This is a genomic window from Metalysinibacillus jejuensis (genome assembly GCF_003057615.1).
GTDB lineage: Bacteria > Bacillota > Bacilli > Bacillales_A > Planococcaceae > Metalysinibacillus > Metalysinibacillus jejuensis.
In genome coordinates this window covers 111,656-127,306 of the sequence record NZ_QAFW01000001.1, presented here as the reverse complement: position 1 = coordinate 127,306, position 15,651 = coordinate 111,656, and the positions used below count along the sequence as shown (strand labels likewise).

Sequence of the window (15,651 nt, the reverse complement as noted above, 5' to 3'; positions counted from 1 at the left end):
TTTTTAATCAAATCGCTCACCATCTAGCACCCCGCTCTGCTTTAGCATTTCTTGTAGTGGGGTATAGAGAGGGTTTTGCCAAAAATCATCACGCTGTAATAAATCTACCGCATCTTGCCTTGCTACATCTAAAATACGGTAGTCTTCCACAAGATCTGCCATCTTAAATTCAGGCAATCCACTCTGTTTACGCCCAAAAAAGTCACCCGGTCCGCGAAGTGCTAAGTCTTTTTCAGCTAATTCAAAACCGTTGTTCGTAGCTGTCATAGCCATCATACGCTCTTTGCCTTCATCCGTTTTAGGATCAGCTAATAATACACAATACGACTGGTGCTCACCACGACCTACCCGTCCGCGCAACTGATGCAGTTGTGCTAAGCCAAAACGTTCGGCATCTGTTATAAGCATAAAGGTTGCATTTGGTACGTTTACACCTACCTCTACTACTGTTGTTGAGACTAATACCGTAATATCACCGTTCGAAAAATCTCGCATAACACGCTCTTTTTCATCTGTAGGCAAGCGTCCGTGCATTAATCCTACTGTAAATTTACCTTCATAAAAGCTAGCGAGTTGCTCATATAACTCTACCGCATTTTGCACATCAAGTTTATCTGACTCTTCAATTAGTGGGCAGATGGCATACGCTTGACGCCCCGCTTGTAGTTCTAATGTTAACCTTTCAAAAACAGCGGACATCTTCTCAGGGCGTAGCCAATGAGTTTCAATTACTTTACGCCCTGCAGGCATTTCATCAATGGCTGATACATCCATCTCCCCAAAAGCTGTAATAGCTAACGTTCTCGGTATCGGGGTTGCTGTCATAAAAAGCACATCGGGTTGTTCTCCTTTATCACGCAGTATACGTCGCTGGGACACGCCGAACCGATGCTGTTCATCCGTAATGACTAAACCTAATTGTTTAAACTCGACATCTGGTTGAATTAACGCATGTGTACCGATGACGATATCAATTTCTCCGCTCGCTAAGTGCGCTAATACTTCACGACGTACTTTTGTTTTAGTAGAACCCGAAAGCATAGCGAGTCGAACGCCTAAAGGGGCGAGCCACTCTGCTAAAGAAACGCTATGTTGTTCTGCTAAAATTTCGGTAGGCGCCATTAATGCACCTTGATAACCTGCCGTTACAACAGCATATAAGGCGAGTGCTGCTACGACGGTTTTCCCAGAGCCAACATCCCCTTGCAAAAGTCGATTCATACGATAAGGGGATTTAATATCACGAAATATTTCATTGACCACACGTTTTTGTGCACCTGTTAACTCATACGGCAAACGTGTAATGAGCGCTTTAACAAGTGGTAAATTATAAGAAATTGCTCTACCGCCTTCTTCATTTAAGCGCAGTTTTCGTAACGCTTGAATGCGCAATTGGAAGTGAAGTAATTCTTCATAGGCGAAGCGGCGTCGCGCTTGATTGGCATGCTGTACACTCTTAGGAAAGTGTACAGCATATAAGGCATCTACAATCGGCAATAAACGGTATTTTTCACGTAAAAATAAAGGTAACGTTTCTGGGATAACCTCTTGGTAAGTTTGCAATGCCGTTTGAATAAACGTAGTAAAGCGCTTTTTTGTTACTTTGCCACGCAAAGCGTAAACAGGCTCAAAATCCATTTGCTGCGTTTTCGGGCCAAATTCGATACGGCTTGCACTTATGCTTTGTCTACCTTTATCCCACTTACCTGTAATAGTTACGGTATCCCCTACGTGTAGTTTATTTTTTAAATAGGCTTGATTAAAAAATACCGCTTTTACCAAATAACGCCCCGCTAAAATATGCACTTGCAACCGATTTTTTCTTCCCGTATAAAAAACGGTAGGCTCACTCTCAACGCGTGCTTCTACCGTTACTTTTTCATTATGGGGTGTTTCAGCCAAATCTTTTAAGCGCACATCCTCATGCCTTGCAGGAAAGGTAAATAGTAAATCCTCAATCGTCTCGATACCTAACGCCTGTAAATTATCCGCTGTTTCCTTACCCACACCTTTAAGGACAGTTATCGATTGTTGTATGCCTTCACTCACCTTGCATAACAGCTCCTCCAAATATTTTTGCTGCTATTGCACGACCGGTTGGCGTTGCCGCTAGACCGCCTCGAGCCGTTTCTTTTAAATTTGGGCTCATCGATTGTCCAATGCGGAACATTGCACCAATTACTTCATCACACGGAATGCGACTCGTAATACCTGCTAACGCCATATCAGCAGCTACAATAGCATTAGCCGCTCCCATTGCATTACGTTTAACACATGGCACTTCGACTAAACCTGCAACAGGATCACATACTAAGCCTAGCATATTTTTCATCGTAATCGCAAAGGCTTCTGCACTTTGTTGCGCACTTCCTCCCGCCATTTCTACTACACCTGCAGCTGCCATTGCTGCAGCGGAACCGACCTCCGCTTGACACCCGCCAGCTGCACCAGAAATGGAAGCATTATTCGCTACAATAAAACCGAATGCCCCTGTTGTAAACAAATAATCAATCATCTGCTCCTCTGTAGGATTAAGCTTATGCTTAACGGCAAATAATACCCCTGGCACTACACCAGCGGAACCTGCCGTTGGCGTTGCACAAATCGTTCCCATCGCCGCATTCACTTCATTTGTCGCTACTGCTTTACTTACCGCATCTAGTAGCATATCCCCTGCTAAGCCTTTGCCGCTCGCAATATAATTTTGTAACAGCACAGCGTCACCACCTGTTAGGCCTGTGACAGATTGCACGCCTTGTAAACCTCTTTCAACAGCTGTTGCCATAACCGTTAAGTTATTTTTCATTTGAGCACGAATCTCTGCTACAGTGCGTCCACTAATCGCTGCTTCCTGTTCTTGCATAAGCATAGCAATTGACTTCTGTTCCGTTTCGGCACGCTCTACTAACTCTCTAACGTTGTGAAATAATACATCCATCGTTGTGCCCCCTACGTATTGATTTTTGATACTTTATTAATATTCGGAATTAAGGATATTTGTTGCAACACTCTGTCTTCTATATTTTGATCTACTTCAATGACCATTAATGCTGTTAAACCGCGTTCAATGCGTGATACTTCCATATGACCGATATTAACGCTATGCATCGCTAAACAGTTAGCTACATTGGCAATGCAACCTGCTCGGTCATCATGCACGACTAAAATAGCTGGCATACCACCTGTTAAGCGTAACTTAAAGCCGTTCACTTCACTTACCTCAATTTTACCACCGCCAATGGATATCCCAACAACAGACATTTCACCCTTATCGTCTTCCATCACAATACGCGCTGTATTCGGGTGCTCTGTATGCGCCGTCTCAGGAATAAACTCAAACGCTAGCCCCTGCGCCTCTGCATCGGCAAACGAGGTTTTAATGCGCTCATCATACGTATCATAGTCCAGCAGACCGCCAATAATAGCTACGTCTGTGCCATGCCCCTTATACGTTTCAGCAAACGAGCCAAAAAGATGGATAGTTACGCGCTTTGGTTGACGACCAAATAAATCACGTGCCACTCGACCAATACGTGCGGCGCCTGCTGTATGCGATGATGACGGGCCAATCATAACAGGCCCAATAATATCAAACACGGATGTAAATTTCATCTTGCACCCTCCTTCATTTTCATTGCGATTATTTTATCACGAAACAAATAAAATAAGAACTTTTGTGTATATTGTCGAAATTTTGCGTTTATGATACAAATAATAGACAGGTTATAGGGGAGGTTAGCTTATGAAGGAAGAACTTTATTTAGTAGATATGTATCGGGATGATTACTACCCTAATTTTTTGGTGGATCGCATTAAAAGTTATTTACAAACAGCTGAGCAAATCATACAACATCACAGCGAGGATTTAGTACGTGTGCAACAAGCACTTGATGTGGCTGTTAGTAGTATCAACGATTTGGCTGAAACATTTTACGCGCATAATAGTGAAATTGAAACGGTGGCACGTGAGGATATTGCGGAGACTGTAATGACAATGCTTGATTACTATAGCATTACACTAGACATCGAGGAAGCATTGCGTGAGCGTGATTGGTAAAAAATAAGCGGTGACATGACGTCACCGCTTGTTGGTCTTATTCTACTGAAATGATGAATGGGTATAGTGCCTGCTTACCGTTAAACAGTTCTACTTCAACATCTTCATTTAACGACTCGATGAATGTGGCTAAATCAGCTGCCTGTTGTTCCGTTGCATCCTCACCGAAAATAATCGTTACAATTTCGGCATCCTCATCCACTAGTTGCGTCGCTACTGTTTGTGCCGCTTCTGCCATTGTTTTAGTAGAGGCAACAATTTTGCCTTCCGCTAATGCCATAAAATCATCTTTATGGATCTCGACACCATCAATCGATGTATCGCGCACAGCAAATGTCACTTGACCTGTTTTTACATCAGCAAAAGCTTCAGTCATCGTTTCTTTGTTTTCTGTTACACTCGCATCAGGGTTGAAAGCTAAAATAGCTGCCATACCTTGTGGAATCGTTTTCGTTGTGACAACTGCAGCTTCAATATCAAGTAACTCTACTGCTTGCTCCGCTGCCATCACAATATTTTTATTGTTTGGTAAAATCAATACGCGCTCTGCGTTAATTTCTTTAACAGCTTTTACAATATCCTCTGTTGAAGGGTTCATCGTTTGGCCGCCCTCAATAACATAAGATGCACCAATGCTACGCAGTAAATTAGCTACACCCTCGCCCATTGCAATCGTAACAATTGCATAAGGATGTGTTTCTTTAGCTACAGGTTGCTCCTCGTTAACGATTGCTGAATGTTGCTCACGCATATTATCTACTTTAATTTTAATTAAACTACCGTATTTTTGACCGATTGTCATAACGTTACCTGGCGTTTCGGTATGCACGTGCACCTTTGCTACTTCATCATCAGAAATTACTAATAACGAGTCACCTAGTTCTGCTAATGCATTACGGAAATCGTCTTCATTAAATGGTTCTTTATCGTCTTCGAAGCGCACCATAATTTCTGTACAATACCCAAACTCAATGTCTTCTGTACTCATAAAGTCTTGTACACGATGATGCTCTGCATTAATTAAATCATTTAAAGATGCATCGTTTTTAGCAGGTAAAGCTTCGCCTTTTAATGAGGCTAAAAAACCTTCATATACGAATAATAGCCCTTGACCACCACTATCTACTACACCGACTTCTTTTAGTACAGGTAATAAATCTGGTGTGCTATCTAGTGCAATTTTTGCTTCTTTTGTAAAGCCTTCCATTAAAGCAACAATATCTGTCTCTGTTTCAGCTAATTGCATGCCTTTTTCCGCTGCTACACGTGCCACTGTTAAAATTGTACCTTCAACCGGTTTCATTACCGCTTTATATGCTGTATCAACACCTGCTTGGAAAGCTTGTGCAAATTGTTTCGCATCAATTTGTTCAGCTTGTTCAATCGCTTTACCAAAGCCGCGGAACAACTGTGATAAAATAACGCCTGAGTTACCACGCGCACCCATTAATAAGCCTTTTGATAAAGCTTGCGCTGTTTTACCAATATGTGAGCTTGCTTGCGCCTCTGTTTCTTTAGCACCTGAAGTCATTGATAAATTCATATTTGTACCTGTATCACCATCTGGCACTGGAAATACGTTTAAAGAATCTACGTAGTTTGCATTTTGGTATAAATGATGCGCACCCATTTGTACCATCTCAGCAAACTTTATTCCGTCTAAAAACTGCATTAGTAAAAGTTCCTCCTTACACGTTCATAACACGTACGCCTTGCACATAAATATTTACTGCTTTTACGTCCATGCCTAGTGTTTTATTTACTGTATATTTTACTTTGGATTGTACTTGATAAGCGACTTCAGAAATTTTTGTGCCGTAGCTTACGATAATATACATATCAATATGTAAGCCATCCGCTTGTGGGCGTACAATAACCCCTTTAGCAAAATTCTCTTTACGTAAAATATCTGTTAAGCCATCTCTGATTTGATGTTTAGACGCCATACCTACAATACCGTAACATTCAATTGCCGCGCTACCTACAATTTGTGCAGCTACATCATTAGAAATATCAATTTGGCCAAATTCACTTTTCAGTTCGATTGCCATAATAATGCCTCCTTGACTCATTTTCACTAAAATCTATTGTACCATTTTCATTTTGCTTTAAGCAATATAACACGTCACACCATTATTCGCGATAGTTTGCTGTCACAATTTTATGGTGTAAAGGCTTTTTTCTTGAAAGGTTGTGTAAAATGTCTTGCACTGATTTTAACTGTATGTTAAATTATTATGGTATGTGAAATATCGAACTGAAAACTTTTCAGCATTTACAGTAAGGAGGGAACACAACATGCCAAAACAATGTGTCATTACTGGACGTCGCGCGCGTACTGGTAACAACCGTTCGCACGCTCTTAACGCTAACAAACGTACTTGGGGTGCCAACCTTCAAAAAGTTCGTATCTTAGTTGATGGTAAACCGAAACGTGTATGGGTTTCTGCTCGTGCATTAAAATCAGGTAAAGTAGAGCGCGTTTAATAGACGCTTATAAAAAAGACGTAGCGATTAGTCGCTGCGTCTTTTTTCGTTGTACAAAAAATGAGCTGCATGCACGCAGCTCATTTTTATTATGGCGTATAGTAAATTGGTGCACCTGGTCCTAAGTCAATACCTAGAAGCATCCATACAATTAGTGTAATTGTCCAGAATAATAAGAAGAACATTGAATACGGGAACATTACCGAAATTAATGTACCAATTCCCATTTTTTTATCGTACTTCTGAGCAAAGGCAATAACCATCGCAAAATACGTCATTAACGGCGAAATAATATTGGTCGATGAGTCAGCAATACGGTAAGCCATTTGTGTAAGCTCTGGCGAATAACCAAGTCGCATCATAATTGGCACAAAAACAGGTGCCATGATTGCCCACTTAGCTGAAGCACTACCAATAAATAAGTTAATAAATGCCGCAATTAAAATAAAGAGAATAAGTAACGGGATGCCCGTTAAGCTAATACTTTGTAAAAATTCTGCGCCGTAAACACCAAGCACTAAACCTAAGTTTGATGTTGTAAAGTACGCTACAAATTGTGCGATAACAAATGATAGTACAATAAACATACCCATTGAAGACATCGTATCTGCCATCATTTTAGCTACATCTTTATCACTACGAATCGTTTTTGTAACTATACCATAAACAATACCTGGGATAAGGAATAAAATCGCTAAGATTGGCACTAATCCATCTTTCATAAATGGTGACTTAACAATTGGCATCTCACCTTCTACACCACGTAGCGGTGCGCCTGGTACTAACACAAGTAAGGCAAATAGCACTGATGCAACAAGTGCGGCTACAAATGCCCATACAATACCTTTAATTTCTGCACGTGTTAGTTTATCCATTGTTTCCGTATGTTTACCTTGATACTCACCTAAACGAGGTTCTACGATACGTTCTGTTACCCAAGCACCTACGAATGTTAAAACAAGCACAGATGCTGCAATGAAGTAATAGTTCATTGCAATCGTCATATTGGCTGCGTAAGCTGGGTCAATAATCTCAGCTGACATAATCGTAAACTCACCAAGTAATGCATCGGTGCCAGATAATAATAAGTTGGCACTAAAACCACCTGATACCCCAGCAAATGCTGCTGTTAAACCAGCGATTGGATGGCGTCCTAAAGCGAGGAACAAAATCGCACCTAATGGTGGCAATACAACATAACCTGCATCTGAAGCTACAGATGACATAATTCCCGCAAATACTAAACCGAGTGTAATAAAACGTTTTGGCACTGACATGACAAAGCCACGTAAAATTGCGCTAATTAAGCCTGAACCTTCAGCTACACCAATACCAAGCATCGTTACAAGTACAACACCTAGCGGCTTAAAGCCTGTAAAGTTTGGTACTAAATTTGTAAAGATATAATGGATACCTTCACCATTTAGTAAGTTAACAACTTCAACCGTCTCACCCGGTTTACCAGGATGCTCAACTGAAATACCGAGCCAAGATACAACTGCTGATAAAACTAGCACACCAACAGCTAATAAAAAGAATAGTGTGACAGGGTGAGGTAAACGGTTACCCGTCCTCTCAATTACATTGAGGAACTTTTGAAAAAAACTTCTTTTTTCCGTTTCCATAAACGGCCTCCTTTAATTACTTCAACATAGTGTCGAATTTTATCATCATCCAATATAGCATGATATTTCCTCTCCCCGAATTACTTTATTTATTCAAAAAATGCTTATTATTCTTAATTTTTTCTCTTATAAGTCGTTTTTTTGATAATTCTACCTTTTAACAACCGAAAATTTAACATAAAAACCAAATATCATATAAAAAAAGCTACCTTATCCGCAGATAAGATAGCAAAATATTTTAATGAAATTCAAATTTTCTGTATAACAAACTACCAAATAATGTGCCAATTAAGGACAGACTAGCAAGCGTTAAATAGAAAAGCTTGCCTCCTACTACATCATATAAAATACCACCTGCATACGATGCAATAATACCTGAGACACCAAAGAACAATAAAGCTAAAATCGTTTGGCCGGTAGCACGCCACTCCTCAGGCACAATACGGTATAAATACTGAATTGCTGCTGTATAAAACACGGGAAATGTTAGCATTTGTAACACTTGTAAAAAAGCAATAATTTGCGGATCAGCTACAAAGGCCGATAGTAAAAAACGCAAGAAGAAGAAAAAGGCCGCTATCGTAATCGTTAATAACTCTTTCCCCTTTTTCAACCACCAAAAGCTTAAAGCAAACACTAAAATCTCACTACCTGCCGCAAAGAAAAATGCTTGACCTACTTGCTCTGTTGTACCACCTAACGCTCGAATATGCACGCCTAAAAATGTATCATTCATGCGTGCAGGCACCGAACTAATAAATACTAATAGTAAAAATAACATCGTTTTTTTATCGCGGAAAAATGTCATCAAAGCGCCGAATGTGACAGGTGATGAAGAGCCAGCTACATTCGGCATCGTTACCATAATAAGCAACCCTACCATCCCAAGTAAAACAAAAAAGATGGCGATGCTATTCATCCCAAACCAGTTCATTACATAACCAGCTGTGAGAGAGGCTAAAGCATAGCCGAGGGCACCGTATGTACGAATAGCTCCGTAACTCGTTTGAGCGCGTTCAGCAATCGTAAAATTAAGGCTTTCGGTTAAAGGGTCTAATGCCATCAAGAAAAAATACACACCCATTGAATAAGCAATGAGCCATCCGAACTGTTCGGCAGTAAACAATAAATAGCCAAGGATCGTCGCAAGCAATAAAAGCAATAGCATAACACGACGCATCGCCTTTGTTTTATCACTAATCATCCCCCATAAAGGTTGCGTAATAATTGTGACAAAACCGCCTGTACCTACAATAAAACCAATTTGCTTCGTTGTTAGTCCTTGTTCACTTAGAAAAACTGGTAAAAAGGGAATAAATAACGCAAGCATACCGAAATATACAAGGTTAAATCCTTTTAAACGCTGATGTGCTTGCATAAATTAATCTCCACTCATAATCATTAAAATTGTTTGTTGGTGAAAAGTCACCGTTGCGCTACTCGCAATAAATTCATTACTCGTAAATAAACCGCTCGTCATTGGCATTCGTTCATTCGTTGTTTCATATTTTAACCCACGAATTGTTACATCTTGCACATCGCCACCATACGCAAAAAACGAGACGTATGGAAATTTGCTCGGTTTAATATGTGTTGTGCCAGGTAGCAAAAATCGCACTTCATTATGCTTAGCTACAATACGCCAGATGACATGAGGAAACTGCAATTGCAACGCATAAATCTTGCGTAAAACAGCTTCGTAATGATCCAAACGCCCACCTGTAACACCCGTTACCATTACTTCCATCGGGTTATACTGTAAAGCTTTTTGTAAAGCGAGATTAGTATCTGTCTCATCTTTTTCAGCTGGGTAACGCGTAATATTCGTTGTCGTTTGTTTAAGTTGTTGCCATTCTTCAGGCGTTACTGAATCAAAGTCGCCTATGCTATCGTGCGGAGTAATCCCTTGGGCTAAACAATAAAGAACACCACGATCTGCGCCAATTACAATCGTCTCTTTATCTACATAAGAAAGGAGGTCACACAGTTCTTCAACTGGACCTCCCGCACAAATGACAACGCGCGTCATACTAACGCAAGCTCTCCTGCTTGACGAATGGTTTGTAATGCTTTGGCGCGGTCTTCTTTATTATAAATTGCTGAACCTGCAACAAAAATAGTTGCACCTGCTTTGGCACAAGGTACAATTGTTTCTTCATTAATACCACCGTCAATTTCAATAGCAATGTCAAGGTTACGTTCTTTAATAATGGCAGAAAGTGCTGCAATTTTAGGCACCACGGAATGAATAAATTTCTGACCACCAAAACCAGGGTTAACCGTCATAAATAACACCATGTCAATATCCTCTAGCACATGCTGAATTGACTCGATTGGTGTGTGTGGATTTAATACCACACCTGGCTTTACCCCGAATGAACGAATTAACTGAATCGTACGGTGTAAATGCTTGCATGCTTCTACATGCACCGTAATATAAGCAGCACCCGCTTTAGCAAATTGCTCGATATATTGATCGGGATTTTCAATCATTAAATGAACATCTAGCGGTAAATCAGTATGCGGACGAATTGCATCCATAGCGATAGCGCCAAATGAAATATTTGGTACAAAGTGACCGTCCATTACATCTACGTGAATTAAATCAGCGCCTGCACGCTCTACATCTTTTACTTCCTCTACTAATTTCCCAAAATCTGCTGCTAAAATAGAAGGGGCAATTTTTATCATGATTAGTACCTCGGCTTTCTGTCCATAATTTCTTGCAAAAACTGTTCGTAATGTTTAAAGCGATATGCTTCAATATCGCCATTTGCTACGGCAACTTTTACTGCACATTTTGGTTCTTGCTTATGCAAACAACCTCTAAATTTACAATCTTCTGCGTAATGCGCAATTTCGGGAAAGCAATACGTTAATGCTTCACGTTCAATCGTATTAAAATCAAATGAACTAAATCCCGGTGTATCAGCGAGTAAACCGTCTGCTACTTCAATTAGCTCAACGTGGCGCGTCGTATGCTTACCGCGCCCTAAGCTTTGCGAGATTTCTCCTGTTTTCAAAGCAAGCTGTGGCAATAAGGTATTTAATAATGTGGATTTGCCAACCCCTGATTGTCCAGCGAGTACAGTCGTTTTATGCGCTAATAGTGGGCTAAGCTTCTCCAATAAATGAGGCTCATCTTTGTAGGCAGTAATAACCGTATAGCCAATTTTCTCGTAAGCTTGCTGATATACGTTAATTTGTTGCTTTTCCTCCGCTGTTAATAAATCCATTTTAGTTAAACAAATTATAGGTGTTACTTGGTAGGACGCTAACGCGACCAAAAAACGGTCGAGTAAAATGGTATTAAAATCAGGTTCTTTCACTGAAAATACCAATATCGCTTGATCTACATTGGCAATTGGAGGGCGCACTAATGCATTATGACGTGGTAGTATCGCTTCAATTGCACCATCTGAGCCTGCGGTTTCGTTGCTGTACTCCACTATATCTCCTACAAGTGGCGACTCGCCTCTATTACGAAAAATACCGCGACCACGACACTGTATAAGCTCGCCGTCATCGTAAACATAATAATACCCGCTCAATGCCTTACGAATTTGTCCTTTAGCCATTTAACTCCTCCTTAAATATCATCATAAGCTACCGTTTCTTCAGCGATAACTTTACCATCGCTAATAATACGGAAACTTGCTTTTTGCCCTTGTTCAACTTCCATACGAACACGGTACTTTGTTGTTTCATCAATTTCAATAGTTTCGAGTGGATCTGCCATCGTATGTGTTTTATCTTGCACATAAATCGCTACCTTTTGCTTCGGTGCTTTTGGCTTTTCCTCCTCATCGTCATTGTCCTCGTCCACATTCATTTCATATGGGATTTCAATCGTCTGAATATACGTTTTTGTCGGTTTAGCTGCTGGACCCTTTGATAAAGTAACACTAATGGTAGAACCTTTAGCTAAGCTAGAACCTGCTTGTGGTGACTGTCGAATGACGTTCCCCTTTTGAACACTATCCGAAAATTCTTCACTACCAACATGTACTTTAAGCCCTGATGTTAGCGCATAATTTTCGAGCCCTGCATGATTATAGCCCGTTAAATCCGCTACTGTAATGCTATCTTGACCTTTACTCACCGTTAGTACAACATCAGTATTTTTAATCGATACTTCCTTACCTGGCATCGGATCTTGCGTAATAATAACGCCAGCGACTACGGTATCATCATAGGTTTCTTCAATGCGTACACTTTTGAAGTTTTCTTTATCTATGCTCTTTTTCAATTGCTCATACTTCCGTCCTGTATAATCCGGCATTTCTACTAGCGCCTCGCCCTTGCTAATAATAAGGTCAACATCTGCATTTTTCATGCGTAATGTACCAGCCTTAGGTGATGTTTCAATCACTTTACCTTCTTCGATTTCTGCATCATGGCGCTCAGTTGTCTCTCCTACTAAAAAACCTGCTTCTTCAATCAGTTTTGTCGCAGCCTCTACAGTTAAGTCAGCGACATCTGGTACAGGTGTCTTTTTCGGCTGAAACGTGTCCGTAAAGAAGAATGCCGCAATAAGCGGTAGCGCTATCGCAATAAATAAACCGATTAAAATAAAGCGCCAACGTTTTTTGTTATGGCTAGGTTCTTCCGTTGCTGGCGGCGTTGTTTCAAGCTCAACCGTTTTACTTAAGTCGGTTGTTTTATTAACAGGTACATCTTTAATAACAGGCATAGCCTTAGTTTCATCATCATCTACCGCTACAGCAAACGGCGCTTCATGCTCACGGGATGGTGATAAGACCGTTTCTAAATCCTCATACATTGCTTCTACCGATGCGTAACGATTAAAAGGATCCTTGGCAGTTGCACGTAGTACAACGTTTTCTAAGCTTTGTGGAATGCTTGCATCAATCTCACGCACAGAAGGTGTTTGACTTTGCAAATGCATCAATGCAATGGCTACAGCTGACTCTCCTGAGAAAGGGAGTTCCCCTGTTAACAGTTCATATAGTACTATCCCTAATGCATAAATATCGGACTTATGGGTAGCGCCGCTTCCTCGCGCTTGCTCAGGCGATAAATAATGTACCGTACCGAGCACAGAGTTGGTTTGTGTTAGCGCTGTAGCTGAAAGCGTCATCGCTATACCAAAATCGGTAATTTTAACATCACCGTTTTCGTCCATTAAAATATTTTGCGGCTTAATATCTCGATGGATAATTTCATTATCGTGCGCATGGGCAATAGCTGACGTTAATTGTTTCATAATATAAACCGAACGCGCTGGCGAAATCGGGGCATATTCTTGAATGTATTGTTTTAACGTTTTGCCCTTCACATATTCCATAACGATATAATGTAAATTCCCTTCATCCCCAACGTCATAAACGTCAACGATGTTAGGATGCGTTAAACTCGTTGCAGATAAGGCCTCTCGCTGGAAGCGTCGTTGCAGTTCGTCTTGATCAGAAAAATCATAGCGCATCACTTTAATCGCTACATCACGGTTTAAAATGATATCGTGGGCTAAGTAGACATTTGACATGCCGCCGCCGCCAATCATTTTAATAATCTTATAGCGATCATTAATACGTTTACCTTCTAACATATTAGCTCTCCCCTTCCTTCATTAGAAGCACAAGGGAAATATTATCTTCTCCGCCACTAGCGTTGGCTAACTCAACTAATTTTTTACCCTTTTCTTGAAGCGATAAGGAATCAAATATGACAGCCCCCATCGCACGCATATCTACCTTGTTGCTCAAACCATCCGAGCACACTAATATATAGGAATAAGGCGTAAGCATCATTTCATAAAGATCAGGCTCTACACGGCTATCTGTACCAAGCGCCTTTAAAATCACATTTTTTTTCGGGTGATTTTCAGCTTCCTCTACACTAATCTCGCCGCTCTCTACAAGTGCATTGACGTATGAATGGTCCTTCGTAATTTGTTTCACTTTATTATCATAAAAGTGATACACTCGGCTATCGCCTACATGAGCGATTAAACAATGCAATTTTTCGATTAGCACAATAATTAGTGTCGTCCCCATCCCGCTACAATCTGGATTACTACTCGCATAACGATATAAGGTTTTATTAAGTTTTTTGACGGTTTCTAACAACCACTCTTTTTTCTTATCCATTGTGGTAAAACTTTTTGACTTCGCTTGTAAAAATAACGTACGCGCTTCTTCTGATGCCATCTGGCTAGCCACATCACCTGCATTGTGACCGCCCATACCATCGGCGACTAGCGCCATTTGAAGACCATCTTCACGTGTTACAAATGCGGCACGGTCTTCGTTAATTGAACGCTTGCGCCCAATATCACTTTCGACTGTGTATTTCACGTTGTCACCTCGTCTCTTCTTCTCGCTCTTTCGCACGTAACTGACCACACGCAGCATCAATATCAGACCCTTGTTCTCTACGAATGGTTACGTTAATACCGTTTTTCTTTAATGTTTTTTCGAAAGCAAAAATCTTGCTGCGAGATGTGCGAATATAATCGCGCTCTGGCACATAGTTAACAGGAATTAAGTTAACATGGCATTTAATCCCTTTTATTAACGCTGATAGTTCTTCTGCTACTTCTACAGAATCATTTTCGCCAGACATTAAACCATACTCAAAACTAACACGTCGCCCTGTTTTTTTCGTATAGTAACGAACAGCCTCCATCAGTTCATCCAACTTGTAAGCACGTGCAATAGGCATTAATTTTTGACGCGCCTCCTGGTTTGGTGCGTGCAGTGAGACCGCAAAGTTAATTTGTAATTGCTCATCTGCAAACTGATAAATTTTTGGCACAATCCCTGATGTGGACACCGTAATGTGACGCGCACCAATGTTTAACCCTTTATCATGATTAACAACTTTTAAGAAGTTCATCATTGCATCGTAGTTATCAAACGGCTCACCAATACCCATAATTACGATATGTGAGACACGCTCGTCTACTTCGTCTAACGCTTGTTGCACTTTTACAACTTGCTCTACAATTTCACCCGCTAATAGGTGGCGCTTTAACCCACCGAGTGTTGAGGCACAAAATGTACAGCCAATTCGACAACCAACCTGCGTCGTAACACAAACTGAGTTACCATACTCATGACGCATTAATACCGTTTCAATCGCATAGCCATCTTGCAACTCAAATAAAAACTTAATCGTACCATCTTTAGATTCTTGTTGGATGATAGTTTTCAGCGTAGTTAATGCAAAATTGTCCGCTAATTTATTGCGCAGTCCCTTTGATAAGTTAGACATTTCTTCAAATGTTTTAACGCGTTTAATGTATAACCATTCAAAAATTTGAGCTGCACGAAACGGTTTTTCGCCATTGTCTTTTAACCAAGCTTGTAATTGCTCGGGTTGGAATGAGTAAATTGATTCTTTTAAATTAGGTTTTTCCTTTTTCGTACGTGCTGGTTTTTCCGCAACTTCTTCCACTAAATCATCAATGCGTTCATCTAATTTTTTTAATGTTTTTTCTTCCATTATAAACCTCTTCTT

Annotated in this window: 15 protein-coding genes; 2 read left to right on the top strand and 13 right to left on the bottom strand. The window is 40.5% G+C overall.

Annotated features, from left to right (window positions below; all coding sequences use genetic code 11):
* Positions 1-3 precede the first annotated feature (3 nt).
* From recG to sdaAB, 3 genes are read right to left on the bottom strand one after another with little or no spacing between them, the layout of a single operon-like run.
* Positions 4-2,049, bottom strand: coding sequence for an ATP-dependent DNA helicase RecG (recG, locus tag DDE80_RS00655; RefSeq protein WP_108305760.1), 2,046 nt, complete (start codon positions 2,047-2,049; stop codon positions 4-6).
* Positions 2,042-2,938 carry an L-serine ammonia-lyase, iron-sulfur-dependent, subunit alpha gene (gene sdaAA, locus DDE80_RS00650; protein ID WP_108305759.1) on the bottom strand — a complete coding sequence of 299 codons (897 nt, stop codon included), beginning with the start codon at positions 2,936-2,938 and terminating at the stop codon, positions 2,042-2,044. The genes recG and sdaAA overlap by 8 nt, the downstream gene beginning before the upstream one ends.
* An 11-nt stretch (positions 2,939-2,949) precedes the next feature.
* On the bottom strand, positions 2,950-3,612 hold the full coding sequence (gene sdaAB, locus DDE80_RS00645) for an L-serine ammonia-lyase, iron-sulfur-dependent subunit beta (RefSeq protein WP_108305758.1): 663 nt from the start codon (positions 3,610-3,612) through the stop codon (positions 2,950-2,952).
* A 130-nt stretch (positions 3,613-3,742) separates the two neighbouring features.
* On the opposite strand from sdaAB, the gene DDE80_RS00640 reads away from it, so the two are divergent.
* The gene (locus tag DDE80_RS00640; RefSeq protein WP_108305757.1) at positions 3,743-4,057 is read left to right on the top strand and encodes a DUF5713 family protein; all 315 of its coding nucleotides are present in this window, start codon (positions 3,743-3,745) and stop codon (positions 4,055-4,057) included.
* Between the two features lie 37 nt (positions 4,058-4,094).
* Here DDE80_RS00640 and DDE80_RS00635 read toward each other — a convergent pair whose 3' ends face one another.
* Positions 4,095-5,729 carry a DAK2 domain-containing protein gene (locus DDE80_RS00635; RefSeq protein WP_108305756.1) on the bottom strand — a complete coding sequence of 545 codons (1,635 nt, stop codon included), beginning with the start codon at positions 5,727-5,729 and terminating at the stop codon, positions 4,095-4,097.
* A 16-nt stretch (positions 5,730-5,745) separates the two neighbouring features.
* Entirely contained in the window at positions 5,746-6,108 is a 363-nt protein-coding gene (locus DDE80_RS00630; protein WP_108305755.1) for an Asp23/Gls24 family envelope stress response protein, read from the bottom strand.
* A 247-nt stretch (positions 6,109-6,355) separates the two neighbouring features.
* Between DDE80_RS00630 and rpmB the strand changes: the two genes are divergently transcribed.
* Entirely contained in the window at positions 6,356-6,544 is a 189-nt protein-coding gene (rpmB, locus tag DDE80_RS00625; RefSeq protein WP_036141262.1) for a 50S ribosomal protein L28, read from the top strand.
* 89 nt (positions 6,545-6,633) lie between these two features.
* Here rpmB and DDE80_RS00620 read toward each other — a convergent pair whose 3' ends face one another.
* The 8 genes from DDE80_RS00620 to rlmN form a co-directional block, all read right to left on the bottom strand.
* The gene (locus DDE80_RS00620; RefSeq protein ID WP_108305754.1) at positions 6,634-8,169 is read right to left on the bottom strand and encodes an AbgT family transporter; all 1,536 of its coding nucleotides are present in this window, start codon (positions 8,167-8,169) and stop codon (positions 6,634-6,636) included.
* Positions 8,170-8,407: 238 nt separating this feature from the next.
* Positions 8,408-9,547, bottom strand: coding sequence for an MFS transporter (locus tag DDE80_RS00615; protein ID WP_108305753.1), 1,140 nt, complete (start codon positions 9,545-9,547; stop codon positions 8,408-8,410).
* A 3-nt stretch (positions 9,548-9,550) separates the two neighbouring features.
* Complete coding sequence (locus DDE80_RS00610; protein WP_108305752.1) at positions 9,551-10,198, bottom strand: thiamine diphosphokinase; 648 nt, start codon at positions 10,196-10,198, stop codon at positions 9,551-9,553.
* Complete coding sequence (gene rpe / locus DDE80_RS00605; protein ID WP_108305751.1) at positions 10,195-10,860, bottom strand: ribulose-phosphate 3-epimerase; 666 nt, start codon at positions 10,858-10,860, stop codon at positions 10,195-10,197. The genes DDE80_RS00610 and rpe overlap by 4 nt, the downstream gene beginning before the upstream one ends.
* Positions 10,861-10,862: 2 nt before the next feature.
* Complete coding sequence (gene rsgA, locus DDE80_RS00600) at positions 10,863-11,747, bottom strand: ribosome small subunit-dependent GTPase A (RefSeq protein ID WP_108305750.1); 885 nt, start codon at positions 11,745-11,747, stop codon at positions 10,863-10,865.
* A gap of 11 nt (positions 11,748-11,758) precedes the next feature.
* Positions 11,759-13,738, bottom strand: coding sequence for a Stk1 family PASTA domain-containing Ser/Thr kinase (gene pknB, locus DDE80_RS00595; RefSeq protein WP_108305749.1), 1,980 nt, complete (start codon positions 13,736-13,738; stop codon positions 11,759-11,761).
* Between the two features lies 1 nt (position 13,739).
* Complete coding sequence (locus DDE80_RS00590; RefSeq protein ID WP_108305748.1) at positions 13,740-14,486, bottom strand: Stp1/IreP family PP2C-type Ser/Thr phosphatase; 747 nt, start codon at positions 14,484-14,486, stop codon at positions 13,740-13,742.
* A gap of 4 nt (positions 14,487-14,490) precedes the next feature.
* The gene (gene rlmN, locus DDE80_RS00585) at positions 14,491-15,636 is read right to left on the bottom strand and encodes a dual-specificity RNA methyltransferase RlmN (protein WP_201261472.1); all 1,146 of its coding nucleotides are present in this window, start codon (positions 15,634-15,636) and stop codon (positions 14,491-14,493) included.
* Between the last annotated feature and the right edge of the window lie 15 nt (positions 15,637-15,651).